Consider the following 18,975-nt stretch of genomic DNA (forward strand, 5'->3'; position numbering starts at 1 on the left):
TCAGCGGCTCGCCAGATCGGGGCGCCCGGCCTCGATCAGGGCTGCATCACGAATGCGGCAGCTGTCGCAGACGCCGCAGGGCTGCTCGCCGCCGCTGTAGCAGCTCCAGGTTTGATCAATCGGGACCCCCAAGCGCAGAGCCTCTTCGACGATCTTGGTCTTGCTCCACTCCACCAGGGGGGCCCAGAGCTGGGTGCCATGGCCCTCGCGGCCGGCTTTGCTGGCCAGGTCGGCCAGGGTCTGGAAGGCGCCGAGGTAATCCGGACGGCAGTCCGGGTAGCCGGAGTAGTCGACGGCATTGACCCCCAGGACCAGCCGCTCGGCCCCGCGCGCTTCCGCCAGGCTCAGGCCGATGGCGATGAAGACCGTGTTCCGCCCCGGGACATAGGTGCTGGGGATGACGCCCTCCTGCACCCCCTCGTTGGGCACATCCATGGCGGTGTCGGTCAGGGCGGAGCCGCCCCAGGCGGCCAGGTTGACGTGAATGCTCTGGTGCTCGGCGAGGCCCAGGGTCTGGGCGACGGCCGCGGCGGCCTGCAGCTCGCGCCGGTGGCGCTGGCCGTAGTCGAAGGAGAGGCCGATCACGCGGTAGCCCTCCGCTTGGGCGAGGGCGGCGGCGGTGGCGGAATCCAGCCCTCCGGAGAGCAGGGCGATCGCAGTGGGCAAGGTTTCGGTGGAGGGCACCGACTCCATGATGCCCACTCGCCTCAGCGCACCCCCAGCCACTTGTGGGATTGCAGGCTCAGGCGCCAGCGGGGCTGGGACTGCACAAACTCCAGGGCCAGGGCCTGGCCTTCGCGGCAGTCCCAGCCCGGTTGCAGCAGCCAGGTCGCCTGGGGGGCCTGGCTGGCGCTGACCTCGGCAAAAAGCAGATCGGCAGCCTCATGCACCACGACCTTCAGCTCATCGCAGCGTTGCAGCAGCTCGGCCCTGGGAGGTTGATGGCGCTTGGGGGAGAGGCTGATCCAGTCGGGTGATCCCGTCAGGGGATCCACGCCGCTGGTTTCCAGGTGGATGGGCAGCGAGCAGTGCTGGCGGATGGCCGCGCTGAGCGCGTCGAGGTTGTGGTGCAGCGGTTCGCCGCCCGTGAGTACAACGAAGGCCGCGCCCGCTGAGGCCGCCTCTGCGCAGGCCAAGGCCAGTTCCTCAAGGCTCTGCTGCGGGTGCACCTCGGCGGGCCAGGAGTGCTTGGTGTCGCACCAGCTGCAACCGACCCTGCAGCCCCCCAGGCGAATGAAAAAGGCGCTGCGGCCGGCATGGAGGCCCTCCCCCTGCAGGGAGTGGAAGGTCTCCACGACGGGTAGGCCGCTGGAGCCCAATGGCTCCTGCTCACTCATGCCGCCGAGATGTTCGCCCCTTGGGCAATCGCTTCACTGGGGCTGGAGGGCAGGCGCTGTTGCGCCGCTTCGATCAGACCACGGAAGAGCGGGTGGGGTTGGCCCGGGCGGGAGAGGAATTCCGGGTGGTACTGGCAGGCGGTGAAGAAGGGGTGGTTCTTCAGCTCGATCAGCTCCACCAGGCGGCCATCGGGGGAGGTGCCGCTGATCTCGTAGCCCGACTCCAGGAAGAGGTTGCGGTAGGCGTTGTTGAACTCGTAGCGGTGGCGGTGGCGCTCGTAGACCACCTCATCGCCATAGAGGCGGTGGGCCAGGGTGCCGGGCGCGACGCGGCAGGGGTAGACCCCGAGGCGCATCGTTCCGCCCAGATCGACCACATCCTGTTGCTCGGGCAGTAGGTGAATCACCGGGTGCGGGCTGTCAGCGTTCAGTTCGGCGCTGGTGGCTCCCGTCAGTCCGGCCTGGTTGCGGGCCCACTCGATCACGGCACATTGCATCCCCAGGCAGAGGCCCAGGAAGGGGACCCGCTGCTCCCGGGCCCAGCGGATGGCCGCCACCTTGCCGTCGACGCCGCGGTTGCCAAAGCCACCGGGGACGACCACGGCATCCATGCCGCGCAGCAGGGCCTCCGGCCCTTGCTCTTCGATTTGCTCGGCACAGATCCAATGCAGATCCAGGGCGGCATCGCGGTCGATGCAGGCATGGCGCAGGGCTTCGACCACCGAGAGGTAGGCGTCGTTGAGCTGCACGTACTTGCCCACCAGAGCCACCTTCACGGCGGGGCCGGGGTTGCGCAGCTTGGCGACCATCTGCTCCCAGCGCTGCATGTCGGACTCGTGGTCCGTCAGGCCCAACAGATCGAGCACCTCGCGGCAGAGCCCCTCCTTCTCGAGGGTGATCGGAACGGCGTAGATGCTGTCGGCATCCAGGGCGGGGATCACCGCCCGGGTGGGGACGCCGCAGAAGCCGCCGATCTTGCCCTTCAGCTCCTCATTGATCTCGCGGTCGCTGCGGCAGACCAGGACGTCGGGCTGGATGCCAATGGAGCGGAGCTCCTTGACCGAGTGCTGGGTGGGCTTGGTCTTGAGTTCGCCGGAGGTGCCGATGTAGGGCAGCAGGGTCACGTGCACGTAGGCCAGGTCGTTGCGGCCCACATCCCCCCGGAACTCGCGGATGGCTTCGAGGAAGGGCAGGGACTCGATGTCACCGACCGTGCCGCCGATCTCGGTGATCACCACATCAGCACCACTGTTGGCGGCGACGCGGTGGATGCGCTCGCGGATCTCACCGGTGATGTGGGGGATCACCTGCACGGTGCCGCCGTTGTAGTCGCCGCGGCGCTCCTTGTTGATGACCGATTGATAGATCGAACCGGTGGTCACGCTGTTCAGGCGCGACATGGCGGTGTCGGTGAAGCGCTCGTAGTGCCCCAGGTCCAGGTCGGTCTCGGCGCCGTCTTCGGTGACGAAGACCTCACCGTGCTGGAACGGGCTCATCGTGCCCGGGTCCACGTTTAAGTAGGGGTCGAGCTTCAGGATCGAGACGCTGTAGCCGCGGCTCTTGAGCAGGCGCCCCAGGCTGGCCGCCACGATTCCTTTGCCGATGCTGGACACCACGCCACCGGTCACGAAGACGAATTTGGCCATGGCTCCTGAAGCGACCCTTCAATGTACCGGCCTGATCTAGGGGCCCTCGCCGCGAAGACCTATTGATCCAGCAGGCTGCGCAGCATCCAGGCGGTTTTTTCGTGGATCTGCAGCCGTTGGGTCAGCAGATCGGCCGTGGGCTCATCGCTGGCGGCATCGGCCAGGGGGAAGATGCTGCGGGCGGTGCGGGCCACGGACTCATGGCCGCTGACCAGCAGCCGAACCATCTCCAGGGCGGCGGGTTGCTGGGGGGCTTCCTGAATGGAGGCGAGCTTGGCCAGGCTGCTGCCGCCATGGGGGGCGACGACCCCGAGGGCGCGGATGCGTTCGGCGATGACGTCCAGGGCGGTCCAGAGCTCCGTGTACTGGTCCATGAACATCAAATGGAGCGTGTTGAACATCGGCCCCGTGACGTTCCAGTGGAACCCGTGGGTGTTGCCGTAGAGGACATAGGTGTCCGCCAGTAGGCGGCTGAGGCCCTGGGCGATCTCCTGGCGCTGGGCCTCGGGGATGCCGATGTCGATGCTGGGCATGGAATTGGCCATCTCTCGGGCGCGCTGCTGCCCGATTGATAGCTGGATTTTCAGCCGCTGGGAGCGCTGTCTCCGTCGATGTTCAGCAAGTAGTCGTGCACCCGGCAGCGGCGCTGGGGTTGCCGCAGTTTGAGCAGGGCGCGGGTTTCGATCTGGCGGACGCGCTCACGGGAGAGGTGTAGGTCTTCGCCGATCTGGGAGAGGGTTTGCGGGGTGTCGTTCTCCAAGCCGAAGCGCAGGCGGATGACCTCGGCCTCGCGGCCGCTCAGCTCCTCGAGGAGGGCTTCGAGGTCGTCGTGGAGTTGGGTCTTGGTCAGGGCCTGCTCCGGGGTGGCGTGGCCGTCCTCCAGCAGATCCCCCAGCTCCGTGTCTTGGTCACGGCCCACCCGCGTGTCCAGGGAGACCGAGCGCGGCACCCGCATCAGGGTGAGGCGAATGACCTCTTCGCTGAGGCCCAGTTCCTTGGCGAGGTCGGCCACGGAAGCCAGGCGTCCGTGTTCGCTGGCGATCTGGCGCTGCGCTTTTTTGATCCGGTTGAGCTTCTCGGTGACGTGAACCGGCAGGCGGATCGTGCGGCTTTGGGTGGCGATGGCCCGGGTAATCCCCTGGCGGATCCACCAGTAGGCGTAGGTGCTGAAGCGGAAGCCGCGGGTGGGGTCGTACTTCTCCACCGCCCGCTCGAGGCCCAGGGTGCCCTCCTGCACGAGGTCCAGCAGCTCCATGCCCCGTTGCTGGTATTTCTTGGCGACGGCCACCACCAGGCGCAGGTTGGCCTGGATCATCCGATCTCGGGCCCGGCGCCCCTGGTGGAGCGCCTGCTTGAGTTCGGCGATGCTCAGCTCCGAGAGGGTGGCCCAGGCTTCATGGCCTGCCTTGAGGGACTCTTTGAGCTCGGCGCCGCTGCGCTGCTGGTGTTCGGACCAGAGCTGAAGGCTGGGCCAGTGCCCCAGATGGGAGGCCAACTGTTGGCGGCTGTGCTCCAGCTCCTCCAGGACCTGGACTTCAGGCGATTGTTGGGCGAGTTTGCGGCGTTCCTGCAGCAGTCGTTCGCGACGCTGGACCAGCCGGGCCAGGGTGAGTTCCTCCTCATGGCTGAGCAGGTCAACGCGACCGATGTCCTGCAGATACAGGCGCACCAGGTCACTGCTGCCGCGCTTTTTGCCGGAATTTGCTGGTGGACGGGGAGGACCTTTGGCCATAGGCCGATGGCGATTGCCACCATCAAGCTTCAGGTCTCAACTGAGACAGTGCCCTAAAGCCTTTGTTTGTATTCGGGTTCTGCCGGGAAGGATCAGTCCTCCTCGTCCACCCAGGTGCTGGCCACATGCAGCTCCTCGAGCTGCTTCTCGGCCACGCCGCCGGGTGCGCTGGTCATCAGGCAGCGCGCCTGTTGGGTCTTGGGGAAGGCGATGGTGTCGCGGATGGACTCCTCGCCCGCCAGCAGCATCACCATCCGGTCGACACCGAAGGCCAGGCCGCCGTGCGGCGGGGCGCCCATGTCGAGGGCTTCCATCAAGAAGCCGAACTGGGCATTGGCCTCCTCCAGGGGCAGGCCCACGGTCTCCAGCACCTGGCGCTGCAGGGCCGAATCGTGGATGCGCAGGGAGCCGCCACCGAGCTCTAGGCCGTTGAGCACCAGGTCGTAGGCCTGTGCGCGGGCGCCGGGCAGGGTCTCGGCCCAGGCGGCCGGGTCGCTGCCGAGGTCGTCGGTGTTCGGGGCGCAGAAGGGGTGGTGCAGCGCCTCGTAGCGGTTCTCGTCGGTGTTGAACTCGAACATCGGGAAATCCACCACCCAGAGGAAGTTCCAGCTGTCGTTCTCGCCGTCGGCTTTGACCATGCCCAGTTCCCGGGCCAGGTACTGACGGACGCGGTCCAGGGCCTTGTTGACCGTTGCGGTGTCGCCGGCCCCGAAGAGGATCAAGGTGCCGGGCTCGGCGCCAGTGCGCTTGAGCAGCTCCGCCTTTTTCTCGTCGCTGAGGTTGTCCTTGATGGCGCCGATCGTGTCGATCTCACCGCCTTCGCGGACGCGGATGAAGGCCAGGCCGCCGGCGCCGGCTTTTTGGGCTTCGCTGAAGACATCGCCGCCGGGTTTGATGCGGACGTTGGAGACGGCGTCGTTGCCGCCGGGGACGGCGATGCATTTGACCGAGCCCCCGGAGGCCACGGCGCCGCTGAAGACCTTGAAGCCCATGTCAGCCACCAGGTCGCTGACGTTGACCAGCTCCATGCCGTAGCGGGTGTCGGGGCGATCGGTGCCATAGCGCTCCATGGCCTCGTGCCAGGTCAGGCGCGGGAAGGGTCGGGGCAACTCGATGCCTTTGACGCTCTTCCAGATGGCGGCGATCAGGGATTCATTGAGCTCCAGGATCTGCTCCTGATCCATGAAGCTCATCTCCATGTCCAGCTGGGTGAATTCCGGCTGGCGGTCGGCCCGCAGGTCCTCGTCGCGGAAGCAGCGGGCCACTTGGTAGTAGCGCTCGATGCCGCCCACCATCAGCAGCTGCTTGAACAGCTGGGGGGATTGGGGCAGGGCAAACCACTCGCCGCCGCAGACCCGGCTGGGGAGGATGTAGTCGCGGGCGCCTTCGGGGGTCGAGCGCGTCAGCACAGGCGTCTCGACCTCGATGAAGCCCTGCTCTTCGAGGAAGCGGCGCGCGGCCTGAATCGTCTGGGCGCGCAGGCGCAGGTTGCTGTTCATGCGCTCGCGGCGCAGGTCGAGGTAGCGGTGGCGCAGCCGCAGCTCCTCGCGGGTGTTCTCCTCGTCGTGCACCGAGACGGCAAAGGGCAGGTTGCCCTTGACGCTGTTCAGCACGCGGATGGAGCTGGCCAGCACCTCGATCTGACCGGTGGAGAGCTTGTCGTTAATGGCATCGGCGGGGCGCTCGCGCACCTTGCCCGCCACCTGGATCACCGTTTCGTTGCGCAGGTGTTCCGCCACGGCGAACATCTCGGCGCCGTTGTCGGGGTCGACGGTGATTTGAACGGTGCCGCTGCGGTCGCGCAGATCGATGAAGATCACACCGCCGTGGTCACGGCTGCGGTCGACCCAGCCGCACAGCTGCACAGCCTGGCCGGTGGCGCTCTGACGCAGGTCGCCGCATCCGTGGCTGCGCATGTGGAAACAAGTGGGTGATCGGCGATTGTCCCACTTGGAGTGGGCTCAGCGCCGGTAGAAGGGGCGCCTGACCACCTCCGCGGCTTCCGCTTTGCCCCGGATTTCGACGGCCAGGCTGGTGCCGAGCTTGGCGGCGCCGGTGGCCACGCTGGCCAGGGCAATCCCGGCCTGCAGGCTCGGGGACCAGGTGCCGCTGGTGACGGTTCCAACCACCTCTCCGTTCTGGAGAACCGGGTAGCCATGGCGGGGGATGGCGCGGCCCTGGAGCTTCAGCCCAACCAGGCGCCGTTCCAGCCCGTCCGCGGTTTGCTGCTCCAGGACCGGGCGGCCGATGAAGTCTTTGGGCATCTCCAGATGCACCAACCAGCCCAGGCTGGCCTCCAGGGGCGAGGTGCTGGCATCCATGTCACTGCCATAGAGATGCATGCCTGCCTCCAGTCGGAGGGTGTCGCGGGCGCCCAGGCCGCAGGGTTTGACGCCCCGCTCCAGGCAGGTGGTCCAGAAGCGTTGGCCGGCATCGGCGGAGAGCAGCAGCTCAAAGCCGTCCTCACCGGTGTATCCGGTCCGTCCAACGAACGCCTCACCCAGGCCAGGCAGCGTCAGCTCCCGGTGGCCAAAGCGCGGCAGCCCAGCGAGGGAGCAGCCCGCCAACTCCTCCAGGAGCTGTGCGGCCTCCGGTCCCTGTAGGGCCAGCAGCGTGCCCGAGCCCTTCAGGTCGATCAGCTCGATGCCGGCGGGCTCCAGCTGGCTGCGCATCCAGGCCGTGTCGCTCTCGGCACAGGCGGCGTTGATCACCAGCACCAGTTCGTGGACCTGCTCGTTCTCCAGCCAGCCTCGGTCGTAAATGATCAGGTCGTCCCGGATGCCCCCTTCGGCATTGAGCAGGACCGAATAGCAGGCCTCGCCAGGCCCAATCCGAAAGAGGTCGCTGGGCACCAGGCCCTGCATGGCGTCCTTGACGTTGGCTCCCCGCAGGCGCAGGACGCCCATATGGGAGATGTCAAACAGGCCGCAGTGCTCACGGACGGCTTGGTGCTCGTCGATCAGGCCGCTGAATTGCACGGCCATCTCCCAGCCGGCAAACGGAACCATCCGTCCGCCGGCCTCCCGCGCCGCATCGAAGAGCGGCGTGCGCTGGAGGGAAGGCGAGGCGGCCATGGCAGTCCAATGCTCAGGCGGATCCTATGGATCTTGTTCAACAAGGGGAAGAGAACCCGGAGCTTTGCCGCTTCCTATGGCCGCCACAGGACGGCCTGATTACGGTTGGCAGCCCAAGCCTCCAAAGCGATAGGCCCGCGTCCCTGCTGCAGAAGTTGCCGCCACTGCGCCTCCCCCAAGGGGGTGGAGTTGGGTTGGTGCCGTCTGCGCAAGCTGCCGATTCATCCGGAGCTGGCGGGGGAGTTGTGGTGCCATCACTGGACGGCTCGGCCGCCGCGTCTGCCCGTTGTCGGTCAAGGGGATGGCCTGCAGCCAGCGGTGCGCGACCGCCAGCTCGCCCTCACGGATGTACTTGAAAGCTGAAGCAAAACCGAAGATCTCTGATCTCTTCTGTTTTGTTGTCTGGGCGTCCTGGATTGCCGGGCTGTAGGTGTCAAGCTGAGCCGATCAGGTTTTGGGGTACGGGAGGTCAGAGACGCATGCTCACGTCCACCATCGCGACCCCGATTGAGCTGATGTCCGCCCAGGTGGACAGCGAGACCCTCTCGTTCCCCACCGGTGCTGCGATCTTCAGCAGTGGCCAGACGGCTAACGCCATTTACGGCGTGCGCCGCGGCATCGTCGAGGTGATTGATGCCAACGGCGACAAGCTCTGCTGCAGGCCGGGTGAGTTGTTCAGCTACCAGGACATCGTTTGGAAGGACGGCGTCTACCGCAATGACGCCATCGCCCGCACGCCGGTGGAGTTGGTCAAGCTCGATCGCCTGCGCTTCCTGAACCTGCTGCATAACCACCCGACCCTGGCGGTGCAGTTGATCGCCCAGCAGCACGAGCGCCTGCGTGAGCAGCGCGCCAGCGGCACCTGCTCCTACTGAATCAGCGATCCAGCAGGAAGAGCAGGCTGCGCACCACCTTGGCGGCCAGCACGCTGCTGACCCCGCTGGGGTCGAGCATGGGCGCCAGTTCCACCACGTCAGCGGCCACCAGGTTGTGGTGGCGCAGTTCATCCACCAGGGCGGCGAAGTCCCGCCAGAGGAATCCCCCCGGCTCCGGGGTGCCCGTACCGGCCATCACCGCCGGGTCAAACCAGTCCAGGTCAACCGTGAGATAGAGCGGTTTGCCCCGGAGGGGTTTGAGCGCCTCGGCCATCCGCTCGATCGCGACCAGGCGTCCGGTTTGGCGCAGTTCGCTGAATTCCTCGCGGGTGCCACTGCGGATGGCGATCTGCAGCAGCTGCTGGCTGGGCAGCACCTCCAGGCAGCGGCGCATGGCGCAGGCGTGGCTGTGGTTGGCGCCGAGCCATTCATGGCGCAGGTCGGCGTGGGCATCGAGTTGCACCAGCACCAGTTCGGGATGCTGCTCGGCGACGGCGGCCACTGCTCCTGAGCTGATGGAGTGCTCACCGCCCAGCATCAGCGGCTTGAGGCCCAGCCCCAGCACCGCCTGCGTCGCCTGCTTCACCGCGGCCACCACAGGCTCTGGGGCGCCGAAGGGGATGTCCACGGCGCCCAGGTCGGCAATGGCCAGTTCCTCGAGATCCCGATCGAGCTGGGGGCAGTAGCTCTCGAGGCCCGGGCTGACCTCGCGGATCGCCGCTGGGCCAAAGCGGGTGCCAGGCCGGAAGGAGGTGGTGCCGTCGTAGGGCACGCCGAATAGGCCCACCCGGCAGCCGGCGGGATCCCGCTGGCTGCCCATGTAGATGGCGCCGTCGCTGTCAAAGAGGTCGTTCATGCGTTGATCGCGCGTTCGATGGCGGCGGGGATGGCGTCAAAGGCGCCGCGCTGCCAGCGGGGACTCCAGATCTGGCAGCCATCGACCACGGCCGCGGCGCGGGAGGGATCCGGCTCCAGATAGCGGCGGCCGTCGATGGCGGCGAAGGTCCAACTCCACCAGCCGCTCGGGTACATCGGCACCCAGCCGTACATCGGATCGGCATGGCCAAAGACCTCGCGGATCACCTGGACGGTGTCGATGTGGACCTGACGGAAGGCCTCGGGGGATTCGCTCTGGGTGGCGAAGACGCCACCGGGCTTGAGGATGCGGCGGCACTGCTCGAAGAAGGCCCGGTTGAAGAGGCCTTCAGCGGGGCCAGCGGGATCGGAGCCATCGACGATCACCACGTCGTAACTGGCGTCAGCGGCATTGGCGGCCCAGGCGATCCCGTCGCCCACGGTCAGGTGGAAGCGCGGATCGCTCCAGCAGCCTCCGCCGATGGAGGGCAGGTGCTGCTGGCTCCACTCCACCACCAGTCCGTCGATCTCGACCATGTCCAGGTGCTGCACGCCGGTGTGGCGCAGGCACTCGCGGGCGGTGCCGCCGTCGCCACCGCCAATCACCAGCACCCGCTCCACCGCTGCGGCGCTGCAGAGCGCCGGGTGCACGATCGATTCGTGGTAGTGCCGCTCCTGGCGCTCGGCGGTCATCCAGCAGCCGTCAAGCAGCAGGCCCTTGCCGTAGCGCTCGCTCTCGATGATGGTGACCGTCTGGAAGGGGGATTGCTCTTCGGCGATCACCCGCCCGGCTAGTCCGTAGCGGACACCATCAAAGATCTCGTCCACCCAGCCGGGGGTTGGAGCGGGAGCGGCACTGTCGGCCATCGCAGGGGCGCGGGGAGATCTCTCCAGATTTGCGCACCGCCGTCCCTAGGCCTTGAGGGCCTCGATGAGCTCAGGGCGGCTCTGCCAGCTCCAGGGGCCGCTGGTGACGGCGTCGATCTGCAGCTCCCGGCGCAGGTCCTCCAGGTTGCGGGGCATCAGAGCTTCCCAGGGCTGGGCAAAGAGGGGTTGGGCGTTGGCACCCATCTCCAGCCCTTCACTGATGCGGCCAAAGGCATAGGCCGTGGTGTGGGCCTTGTCGGCGTGGCTTTCCAGCTCGTCGATCGGGGTGTCATCCCTGAACCAATTCAGCAGCAGGGACATCAAGTCGGTGAAGGCCAATCCTGGGTGGGAGAACTGGGCGACGCTGACGCTGATCACCCCCAATTCGCCGAAGTTGTCCAGGCTGAAGCCGGTGAGGATGTGGTGCAGGTCGTGGGTCGCATAGACCCGGTAGTTGATGTAGTCGGCGTCGGTCTCGAGATTGCTGAAGAAGCTGGGCTCGGGGAAGAAGTTGATGTCGTAGCCCAGCGCCCCGAGCACGGTTGCGTAGGTGTGACCCAGGCTGCCTTTGGGCAGGGCTTTCAGGGCCGCTGGGTCGTAGGGCCCGCTGAGCTGCCGGGTTTGGATCAGCCGCTCGGCTTCGGGATCGCGGGCCAGGCGCTTGCGGCAGAGCTTCATCGGGTTGGAGTCCCGCAGCCGGTGGGAGAGCTCAAAGACGTTCTGGGCTGACTCCCCTCCTCCAGCCGCCAGGTCCATCAAGCCCAGAAAGCCCTGGATTTGCTCGGGGCTGGCCAGGCGATCGAGGTAGCGAAAACCCATGGGGGCTCCAGTGCCGGCCCCTCAAACTAGAAATGGTTTTTCGATCAGACCGCGTCCTGCTGCTCCTGGCGGATCTGGGCCTTGGCCTGCTGCCAAAGACCCTCGAGTTCGCGGATGCTGCGGCCCTGAAGATCGCCCCCCAGGGCGGCTTCGACGCGGGAGAAGCGATCGAGGAAGCGCCGGTTGGTGCCCGCGAGGCCCTCCTCGGGTTCGATTCCGCACCAGCGCGCCACGTTCACCAGGGTGAACAGGACATCACCGAGTTCCTCCTGGGCGTGGCGCTTGTCCCCTGAGGCCACGGCTTCCTTGAGCTCATCGAGCTCCTCGTGGACCTTCTCCCAGACACCGTTCATGTCATCCCATTCGAAGCCCGCCTTGGCGGCTTTCTTGGAGATGGTCATCGCTCCGGCCAGGGCGCCTTGGCCGCGCACCTTGCCCGCCAGGCGATCGCTCAGGGGACTGGCGGAGGGCGGAGCCTCTCCTTTTTCGCTGGCCTTGATGGCCTCCCAGGTGTCCTTGACCGCGGCGCTGTCTTTGGCGATGCCATCGCCAAAGACGTGGGGGTGGCGGCGGATCAATTTCTCGCTGATTCCCTGGGCGATGGCCTCGAGATCGAAGCGCTGCTCCTCCTGGGCGATCTGGGCATGGAGGACCACCTGCAGCAGTAGATCGCCGAGTTCCTCTTTGAGGTGGGCGTCATCCCCGTGGCGGATGGCGTCGGCCACCTCGTGGGCCTCCTCGAGCACATAGGGCACGAGGGACTGGTGGGTTTGCTCCAGGTCCCAGGGGCAGCCCCCATCGGGATCGCGCAGCTTGGCGACCACCGCGATCAGCTCTTGGAGGGCGTCGTGGGGAATCTGCAGGGTGGCTATGACGTGGTCTTCGGGTGTCTTGGCCACCATCGCACCAGGTTGCGCAGTCTGGAAAACCAGATTGGGCTGCGCTGCTTTTGAGAGCACACCCGCATTGGTTGTGTTAGAGGCTGCTGTTGTGCCTTAGGACTGCGGACGGATTCATTCCAAATCTGTTTTGAAAATCTCTTGAGAAGTGCTGAGTGCTTCTGTACCCGCACTCACGAGCGGTGCTGGCGACCGTGGTGCCGGGTTCTTTGGATTGGAGTTTTGCCAGCGCATTTGACAAACGTTGGCTTCTGACGAATTGCATGGGACTGCAATTCAGCTTCGCTTTGAATGAGTACTGCAGCTGCCTGGAGGAGTAATTGCTGACTCTTTCGAGGTCGGTCATGCTCAGGGGTAGGTGGCTGTTGGCCCTGATGTAGTCAATCAAGTGGTCGAGTTTCCAGTTCCAATTCTTATTGATATTGCTAAAGCTATATCTTTCCGTAGTCTCCTCCTCGAGAAGCGAAAGAGCTAGCATTCTGTAAAGCGTGTCGTCCAGGCATAGAGTGTCTGGGAGTGCCTGGCTCTCTGCGAGTAGAGAGTCAATAAAGGAAAAAAACGATGTTATTCGTGAGCTGCGGCTTCCTTCTAGTAAGAAGGGCTTGTCCAGGCTGATTGGCGTCTTCTCGGGGTTAATCGTACGGATTGTGGTGTTTAGTCTTTCATGGTCGATCTGGCAGTAAATCCCCGATAGGTAGCCAGTGGTGGCTGTTCCGCCATGCCTAGGGTTTAAAAATGCGCTTTTAGGCCGAATTTTGACTTGATACTGTCCTTCGCGGTATTCCACTTCGTCCCCCGCAAGGCAAATCGCCAGAGTGCTCGTCTTGCCGGTCTCGTCTTCGTTAATGATTGAAGGTGTTTGTCTGGACGCGACGACCGGAAGCTGTCCCAGGGCGGTTAAGGAGAAGTCGGCGCATGGAAAATCGACATTCGGTTGGTTTCCATGGTTCCCGCGACTGAAGACCTCGGGGATTGCGTCAGCTAGAACGAGGGGGTTGAGGGAGAAGCTTTGGTCGGAATGTGAAACCCCAAGGGGTAGCGTGCTGAGTAGAGGGTCATGAACTGCCACTATCAGCTTCGCCTGCAAATTTTTCCAGCAGGCACGATACGAGCCCGCTCAGGCTTTTGTGCTCTTGCGTCTTTCTTCTTAATAGCTTTAGGTAAATGGGCTCTTGTAGCGATATTGTCAAGCGCCTGGACCCTTCAATTGAAGGTAGGTCTTGGTCTAATTGTTGGTTAATTGCCTCTGCAATAGTCCTGCTTAAAGAGTTGCCCTTTCGCTCTGATTCTTTGGAGAGTATGAGATAGACCTGGTTGCTGATTGTGATGGTAATGCGTCGATTGACCGCAGCTTGAATCCCTGCTGTGAGTTCGCCCACTCCTCGCGCTTCAGTCCTATGGATTGAACTTAAACAGTGCTGCCTGTCTTGGTTCTCCTCATTGACCTGGCTTTGCTAGATGGTTCGTTTTTGCACGCCTTTTGCGTTTTTAGTCACCTCGTCTCGCGGCGGTCAATTGGGTTTGCGGCGCCTTGACCTGCGTGGCATGGGATCACCGTCCTGCAGCAGGTGCAGCCAGGCGCTGGCCTCGACGCCAACCAGGGCCACCCAGAGCAGCCGCTCCTGCTGCTTGAGCCAGATCAGAACTTCGCTGCTCGAGGGGACTCCCCAGGGGTGCAGCAGGCCGCTCAACAGCAGGACAATGCCGAGGCCATAGCCAACCCGCACCAGGGTTCCGACCACCGGCGTGTGGGACAGAAGCGAGCGATGGCGCAGGGTCTTGCGGTAGGGCCACCACAGCCAGCGCAGGGGGCCCCAGCGTTGGTAGGGCCGGGAGTTGGTGTCGAGATCGGGGGAGAGCCAGAGGCCTCCGATCAGGAAGGCCAGGGCGCTGACGACCGTTCCGAGCGGTCCAAGCCAGGGCCACCAGAGCAGCCCATAGGGCAGGGCCAGCCAGCAGGTGGCGCGGTCGTGTTGCTGGCCGCTGGCCATCGCCGGGGGTGAATGCTGCCCTGCAGAATGCCGTAACCGCCCGGTTAGCTCAGCGGTAGAGCGCCTGCCTTACAAGCAGGATGTCGCTGGTTCGAACCCGGCACCGGGCATCACTGCACTAGTGGGCTGAGGACAGCTCCCCGCCGCGTCCGCCGGCCTCTTCCGCCACACCGATGCGGGCGAAGAGATCGGTGCTTTCTTGGTTGAGGTTGATCACCTCGACCTGGCTGCCGCCGAGCTTGAGCTTGCGGATGACCTGATCAAGGGCGGTCACGCCGCTTTGATCCCAGATGTGGGCCTCGCCCATGTCGATGGTGACGCGAGCGGGATGCTCGTGCAGCTCAAAGCCCTGGCGGAAGTAGATGCTGCTGACGAAGAACAGCTGACCGCGGACGCGGTAGATGCGGTGCTCGCTGCCGCTCTGCTCGCTGCTGACCTCGATCACCTTGGCCACCTTGCGGCTGAAGAGGATCCCCGCCAGGGCCACACCGGAGAGCAGGCCTACCGCCAGGTTGTGGGTCAGCACGGTCACCACCACAGTCAGCAGCATCACCGAGGTGTCGCTCTTGGGGATGCGGCGGATGCTGCGGATTGAATCCCAGTTGGCGGTGTTGATGGCGATCATCACCATCACCCCAACCAGGGTGGCCATCGGGATCTGATTCACCCATTGGCTGGCCAGCAGGATCATCGCCAGCAGGCTCACGCCCGAGGTGAGGGTGGAGAGGCGGGTGCGGCCGCCATAGCCCACGTTCATCACCGACTGGCCCACCAGGGCGCAGCCGGCCATGCCGCCGAAGAACGAACTGACGATGTTGCCGATGCCCTGGCCGCGGGCTTCCTGGTTTTTGTGGGACGAGCTGTCGGTGACGTCGTCGAGGATGTCCTGGGTCAAGAAGGTCTCCATCAGACCCACCAGGGAGATGGCCAGGGCGGTCGGAAGGATCAGGCCCAGGGTGCCCGTGGTGAAGGGAACCTGCGGGATCCCGAATTGAGGAAGGCCGCTGGGCAGGGTGCCGAGGCTGCTGACTGTGGGCACATCCAGGCCCATGCGAATCGAGATCCCCGTCGAGATCAGGATCGCCACCAGGGCCGATGGCACGACCTTGGTGAAGCGCGGCATCACGTAGATGATCACCAGGGTCAGGGCCATCAGGCCCCAGACCGCCGGCAGCTGCCCCGCGGTCACCGCCACCTTCTCGGGGTGGAAGAAATCAAGGCCGAGCTGAGGAAGCTGGGCCAGGAAGATCAGGATTGCCAGGGCATTGACGAAGCCCGCCATCACCGGTTGCGGCACGAAGCGCATCTGGTGGGCGAGCCGTAGATAGCCCCAAGCGATCTGCAGGACTCCCGTCAGGACCCCGGCCGCCAGCAGGTACTGCAGGCCCATGCCTTCGCCGAGGGCGTTGCCCTGCTCCACCAGCCCGGTCATCAGCAGGGCGGTGGAGCCCGTGGCCGAGGTGATCATCGCGGTGCGCCCGCCGAAGACCGCCAAGGTCACCGAGAGCATGAAGGCGCCAAAGAGACCCACCCGCGGATCCACGCCGGCGATTCCGGAGAAGGCGATCGCCTCGGGGATCATCGCGAAGGCCACCACCAGGCCCGAGAGGATGTCCCGATGGGGTTTGCCCCACCATTCTTTGAGGGCGAAAGTCATAGGGATCGGCGGCGGCTGTCGTCTGGCGTTCCCTACAGGGAACCGCCCGCTGGGGCCGACCCTATCAGTGCTGCACTGACCGACCTGAGGCGTGCGCAGGCCGTGGCGTCTAGCGCTTGAGGGGGCATGCGGCAGCTGGTGGGATAGCCCCGCAGGTTCCCGAAGCCGCCTGGTCCGTAGAACACCCCGGCCTTTGCCTCCGGCGCGGTCGCGGCAAAGAGCTGAGGCAGGGCCCCCATGGCGGCGCTCTGGAAGAGCGGGTCCATCAGGCGGTAGGCCAGTCCCTCGAGCTTGGCGTTTTTCGAGGCCACGGAGGTGGGCTGCAGGTTGGTGCGGGCCAGGCCCGGGTGTGCCACCAGCGAGAGCACGCTGGAGCTCTCCTGCTCGAGCTGGCGTTGCAGCTCCAGGGCCGTCATGGCGTTGGCGAGCTTGCTTTGGCCGTAGGCATCCCAAGGCCTGTAGCGCGTCTCGCCCTGCAGGTCATCGAACGCGATCCGGCCGAAGTAGGCCGCACCGGAACTCACATGCACCACCCGTCCACTGGGGCTCTGCTTCAGCAGGGGCAGCAGGGCCTGGGTCAAGGCGACGTGGCCCAGGTGGTTGACCGCGAATTGCAGCTCGAAGCCCTGGCGGCTCAGGGTCCGGGGCGGCGCCATCACTCCGGCGTTATTCAGCAGCAGGTCCAGCTGCTCCACCTGGGCGGCGGCCCGCCGCACGCTCTCCAGATCCGCCAGGTCCAGTTCCAGCGGGATCAGCTCTCCGCCGGTGTCCGAGCGCAGGGCCGCGGCGGCAGCGTTGGCTTTCTCGAGGCTGCGGCAGGCCAGCAGCACGCGGGCCCCCTTGGCGGCGAGGGCCCGGGCACTCTCCAGTCCCAGGCCGCTGTTGGCCCCGGTGATCAGGGCGGTCCGCCCCCGTTGATCGGGAATCTCAGCGGCGGTCCAGGGCACGGTGGGGCGGGGCACTACGGCCCCAATCGTCTCGCCCGCAGCTCCAGCACCGTGGGTCCGACCCAGAAACTGCCGGGATCCGAGGCGGCCGCCTGGATCTGCCCGAGTGCTGCGGTTTGGTCCGCAGCGCTCCAGAGCCCGAGGCGTTGCAGCTGCAGCCCGTAGACCGCGACAAAGCGCTCCAGCCACTGCGCCGCCATCGAGCCTTGGGGGCCGAGCACGGGCAGGGGGCGCAGCTCTTTGATGCTCCAGCCCCGCGCCGTCAGCAGCGACGGCAGCCTGCGGTTCACATCCGGATCACCGCCGGCCGCGCGGAAACTCCGCTGGCAGGCCTGACCAAAGCGAGCAATCGCTTCGGCCCCGGGGTGCAGGGCGAAGGTGTCCCAGTGGACGTACTCGTGGAACAGCACCTGGCCGCCGGGGCGGATGCATTGCCCCAGGCCCGCCAGGAGCGGTTCCAGGTCCGGCAGGAACATCGCCAGCCAGCGGCACCAGGCGAGATCGAACTGCTCTTGGGGCCAGGGATCCTTCAGCAGATCGTGTTGGCGGACCTCCAGCTGATCGAAGCCGCTTCGGCGCGCCAGGGCTTGGGCCTCGGCGACGTAGTCAGCGCTGAGCTCCAGGCCCAGGACACGGCCGCTGGGTCCGACGAGGGCAGCGAGATCGGCTGCAGCAAAACCTGGACCGGCTCCGAGGTCGAGCAGGTGCTGCCCGCTCTGGATGCAGGCCCGAGCCCAGGCGGCTTGGCTGATGGGAGACCAGAGCTCGTGCTGAAAGCGCAGGCGTTCCAGTTCGCTCTGGTGGGTCCCCAGGACGTAGTCCGAGGCCATGGCCCCGCGGCTCAGTCTTCGGGGAAGAGCAGGGAGGCGAGTTCGTCGGGATCCACGTCGTAGACGCGGGCCAGGCTGGTCTCGATCGCAGCGGTCACCTCGCCGGGCAGGAAGCGCATGGCGCTCAGGGCGTCATCGGTGATCTCGTCGCTCAGAAGCTTCTCGCCACCGAGCTTCTCGTCATTGATCACCGCCATTACCCAGCTCTGGTAGGCGTAGACCAGATCGGCAAACTCCAGATCGGCGTCGTTGAAGTCGAGGGCCATGGCTCGGCGTTCACTTGACCGCAGTCTGCACACCGATGGGGAGGATGGATGTCATGACAACTGCATCTCCTGACCCACTGGCCCTGCAGGCGACCTTGGTGGATTTCGCCCTGGCGGAGTTGGTGCGCCAAAACCGAGAGAGCTTCCAGCCCCTCTGGAGCAGTGAGAGTTGGGCGAAATTGCTGATCTGGATGGCCCTGAACTGCGGCTGCAGCGGCGATGAGGAGGGTCTGAAGACCTTCGCTGAGGCCCTCGGTGCGGTTCAGACCGGACGGATGCGGCGGGTGTTCTTCGAGCGGGAGCTGGGGGATCTGGAGCTCCAACTGATGGCCGATCCCGCGGAGCAGCAGGTGCTGGTGCTGCCCCAGGGCCCCGCCGATGAGGTCCTGGAGCCAGGGCGCATCACCCGCGCCCTGGAGCGCGTTGGGCTGACGGAGCGCCTGCCCGCGGATCAGGAACGGTGGCAGCGTCTGGACGCCCTTGTGGCCATTCCTTGGCTGGAGCAGGCTTGATGGAGCTGATTGCGCGCTACAGCAACCCCGGCTTTGAGGCCCTCTCCGATGGGGTGATGGCCTTCTTTGAGCGGCGCGAAGACCTGCAGCGCCCCGGTGTGGCGTTTGGGCCCGATGGGGCTGAGCCCGCCAAGGTCTCGACCGACATCAGCCTGGTGGCGATCGATCGCTCCGACCCCGAGGCCTTTGCGCTCGCGGAGGTGATCCTGCGGGGGGTGACTGCCGGCCTGGAGCGCTACCTGCAGGAGCGTCCCCTCTTCCGGGACTGCTGCCCGGATCAGGAGCTCTTCGTGAACCCGATCTTCAACCTGCAGCGCTATGCCCCCGGCGAGGGCTTCAAGCGCTGGCACTGCGATTGGACCATCAGCGATGAGGCCACCGAACCGGTGCATCGCGTTCTGGCCTGGATCCTCTATTGCAACAGCGTTGAGGAGGCCGGCACGGAGTTCCATTGGCAGGAGCACCACGAGGAGGCCCAGCGGGGCAAGCTCGTGATCTTCCCGGCCGGGCCTTCCCACATCCACCGGGGCCGGGTCAATCAGAGCGCGAGCAAGACCATCGCCACCGGCTGGATCAATGCCGGCAGCCGGGAGGCTTATCTCAAGCGCCTGGCGGCGGGCTGAGGCCCCGGCGGCCCTTTGCGAGCATGGGGCGATCGCCTGATCTGT

General features: G+C 65.6%; 22 protein-coding genes and 1 tRNA gene. 5 read left to right on the top strand and 18 right to left on the bottom strand.

Going from position 1 to position 18,975, the window contains the following annotated elements:
• The 7 genes from queC to gcvT form a co-directional block, all read right to left on the bottom strand.
• Complete coding sequence (gene queC / locus LY254_RS08925) at window positions 1-693, bottom strand: 7-cyano-7-deazaguanine synthase QueC (protein WP_043705224.1); 693 nt, start codon at window positions 691-693, stop codon at window positions 1-3.
• 14 nt (window positions 694-707) lie between these two features.
• Window positions 708-1,337: a 7-carboxy-7-deazaguanine synthase QueE gene (locus LY254_RS08930; protein WP_010313719.1), complete on the bottom strand. Its 630-nt coding sequence runs from the start codon at window positions 1,335-1,337 to the stop codon at window positions 708-710.
• Window positions 1,334-2,983, bottom strand: coding sequence for a CTP synthase (locus LY254_RS08935; protein ID WP_247476715.1), 1,650 nt, complete (start codon window positions 2,981-2,983; stop codon window positions 1,334-1,336). The genes LY254_RS08930 and LY254_RS08935 overlap by 4 nt, the downstream gene beginning before the upstream one ends.
• Window positions 2,984-3,042: 59 nt before the next feature.
• A complete protein-coding gene (locus tag LY254_RS08940) occupies window positions 3,043-3,528 on the bottom strand; it encodes a Dps family protein (protein ID WP_010313715.1) in 486 nt (161 codons plus the stop codon).
• A gap of 38 nt (window positions 3,529-3,566) precedes the next feature.
• Window positions 3,567-4,715 (bottom strand): RNA polymerase sigma factor, RpoD/SigA family, encoded by a 1,149-nt coding sequence (locus tag LY254_RS08945; protein ID WP_247476716.1) that lies wholly within the window; start codon window positions 4,713-4,715, stop codon window positions 3,567-3,569.
• A gap of 92 nt (window positions 4,716-4,807) precedes the next feature.
• A complete protein-coding gene (gene aspS, locus LY254_RS08950) occupies window positions 4,808-6,631 on the bottom strand; it encodes an aspartate--tRNA ligase (RefSeq protein ID WP_247476718.1) in 1,824 nt (607 codons plus the stop codon).
• A 45-nt stretch (window positions 6,632-6,676) separates the two neighbouring features.
• Window positions 6,677-7,789 (bottom strand): glycine cleavage system aminomethyltransferase GcvT, encoded by a 1,113-nt coding sequence (gcvT, locus tag LY254_RS08955; protein WP_247476720.1) that lies wholly within the window; start codon window positions 7,787-7,789, stop codon window positions 6,677-6,679.
• Window positions 7,790-7,972: 183 nt separating this feature from the next.
• On the opposite strand from gcvT, the gene LY254_RS08960 reads away from it, so the two are divergent.
• Window positions 7,973-8,152, top strand: coding sequence for a hypothetical protein (locus LY254_RS08960; protein WP_010313707.1), 180 nt, complete (start codon window positions 7,973-7,975; stop codon window positions 8,150-8,152).
• A gap of 116 nt (window positions 8,153-8,268) precedes the next feature.
• Window positions 8,269-8,664 carry a Crp/Fnr family transcriptional regulator gene (locus LY254_RS08965; RefSeq protein WP_247476722.1) on the top strand — a complete coding sequence of 132 codons (396 nt, stop codon included), beginning with the start codon at window positions 8,269-8,271 and terminating at the stop codon, window positions 8,662-8,664.
• Between the two features lies 1 nt (window position 8,665).
• Here the strand turns inward: LY254_RS08965 and speB are convergent, their stop codons facing one another.
• From speB to LY254_RS09000, 7 genes are all read right to left on the bottom strand, one after another.
• Window positions 8,666-9,520, bottom strand: coding sequence for an agmatinase (gene speB / locus LY254_RS08970; protein ID WP_247476723.1), 855 nt, complete (start codon window positions 9,518-9,520; stop codon window positions 8,666-8,668).
• The gene (gene speE, locus LY254_RS08975) at window positions 9,517-10,386 is read right to left on the bottom strand and encodes a polyamine aminopropyltransferase (protein ID WP_247476725.1); all 870 of its coding nucleotides are present in this window, start codon (window positions 10,384-10,386) and stop codon (window positions 9,517-9,519) included. Before speE ends, speB begins: the two co-directional genes overlap by 4 nt.
• Before the next feature lie 45 nt (window positions 10,387-10,431).
• Window positions 10,432-11,205, bottom strand: coding sequence for a Coq4 family protein (locus tag LY254_RS08980; protein ID WP_247476726.1), 774 nt, complete (start codon window positions 11,203-11,205; stop codon window positions 10,432-10,434).
• A 44-nt stretch (window positions 11,206-11,249) separates the two neighbouring features.
• A complete protein-coding gene (gene mazG, locus LY254_RS08985) occupies window positions 11,250-12,068 on the bottom strand; it encodes a nucleoside triphosphate pyrophosphohydrolase (protein WP_371820540.1) in 819 nt (272 codons plus the stop codon).
• Window positions 12,069-12,180: 112 nt separating this feature from the next.
• Entirely contained in the window at window positions 12,181-13,191 is a 1,011-nt protein-coding gene (locus LY254_RS08990; RefSeq protein WP_247476728.1) for an AraC family transcriptional regulator, read from the bottom strand.
• Window positions 13,160-13,483 (bottom strand): hypothetical protein, encoded by a 324-nt coding sequence (locus LY254_RS08995; protein WP_247476729.1) that lies wholly within the window; start codon window positions 13,481-13,483, stop codon window positions 13,160-13,162. Before LY254_RS08995 ends, LY254_RS08990 begins: the two co-directional genes overlap by 32 nt.
• A gap of 132 nt (window positions 13,484-13,615) precedes the next feature.
• Complete coding sequence (locus tag LY254_RS09000; protein ID WP_247476730.1) at window positions 13,616-14,095, bottom strand: metal-binding protein; 480 nt, start codon at window positions 14,093-14,095, stop codon at window positions 13,616-13,618.
• 38 nt (window positions 14,096-14,133) lie between these two features.
• Here LY254_RS09000 and LY254_RS09005 point away from each other — a divergent pair.
• Window positions 14,134-14,205 (top strand) — tRNA-Val (locus LY254_RS09005).
• Window positions 14,206-14,213: 8 nt separating this feature from the next.
• Here the strand turns inward: LY254_RS09005 and LY254_RS09010 are convergent.
• The 4 genes from LY254_RS09010 to LY254_RS09025 are packed head-to-tail and all read right to left on the bottom strand — an operon-like array spanning window position 14,214 to window position 17,795.
• Window positions 14,214-15,752: a SulP family inorganic anion transporter gene (locus tag LY254_RS09010; protein ID WP_247476731.1), complete on the bottom strand. Its 1,539-nt coding sequence runs from the start codon at window positions 15,750-15,752 to the stop codon at window positions 14,214-14,216.
• Window positions 15,753-15,784: 32 nt separating this feature from the next.
• Window positions 15,785-16,699 (bottom strand): oxidoreductase, encoded by a 915-nt coding sequence (locus LY254_RS09015; RefSeq protein ID WP_247479838.1) that lies wholly within the window; start codon window positions 16,697-16,699, stop codon window positions 15,785-15,787.
• A 14-nt stretch (window positions 16,700-16,713) separates the two neighbouring features.
• Complete coding sequence (locus tag LY254_RS09020; protein WP_247476732.1) at window positions 16,714-17,529, bottom strand: class I SAM-dependent methyltransferase; 816 nt, start codon at window positions 17,527-17,529, stop codon at window positions 16,714-16,716.
• 11 nt (window positions 17,530-17,540) lie between these two features.
• On the bottom strand, window positions 17,541-17,795 hold the full coding sequence (locus tag LY254_RS09025; protein ID WP_010313641.1) for a hypothetical protein: 255 nt from the start codon (window positions 17,793-17,795) through the stop codon (window positions 17,541-17,543).
• 44 nt (window positions 17,796-17,839) lie between these two features.
• Between LY254_RS09025 and LY254_RS09030 the strand changes: the two genes are divergently transcribed.
• A complete protein-coding gene (locus tag LY254_RS09030; RefSeq protein ID WP_010313640.1) occupies window positions 17,840-18,307 on the top strand; it encodes a hypothetical protein in 468 nt (155 codons plus the stop codon).
• Complete coding sequence (locus tag LY254_RS09035; RefSeq protein WP_247476733.1) at window positions 18,307-18,930, top strand: 2OG-Fe(II) oxygenase; 624 nt, start codon at window positions 18,307-18,309, stop codon at window positions 18,928-18,930. The genes LY254_RS09030 and LY254_RS09035 overlap by 1 nt, the downstream gene beginning before the upstream one ends.
• The last annotated feature ends 45 nt before the right edge of the window (window positions 18,931-18,975 follow it).

This window comes from Synechococcus sp. NB0720_010, assembly GCF_023078835.1.
Taxonomy (GTDB): domain Bacteria; phylum Cyanobacteriota; class Cyanobacteriia; order PCC-6307; family Cyanobiaceae; genus Vulcanococcus.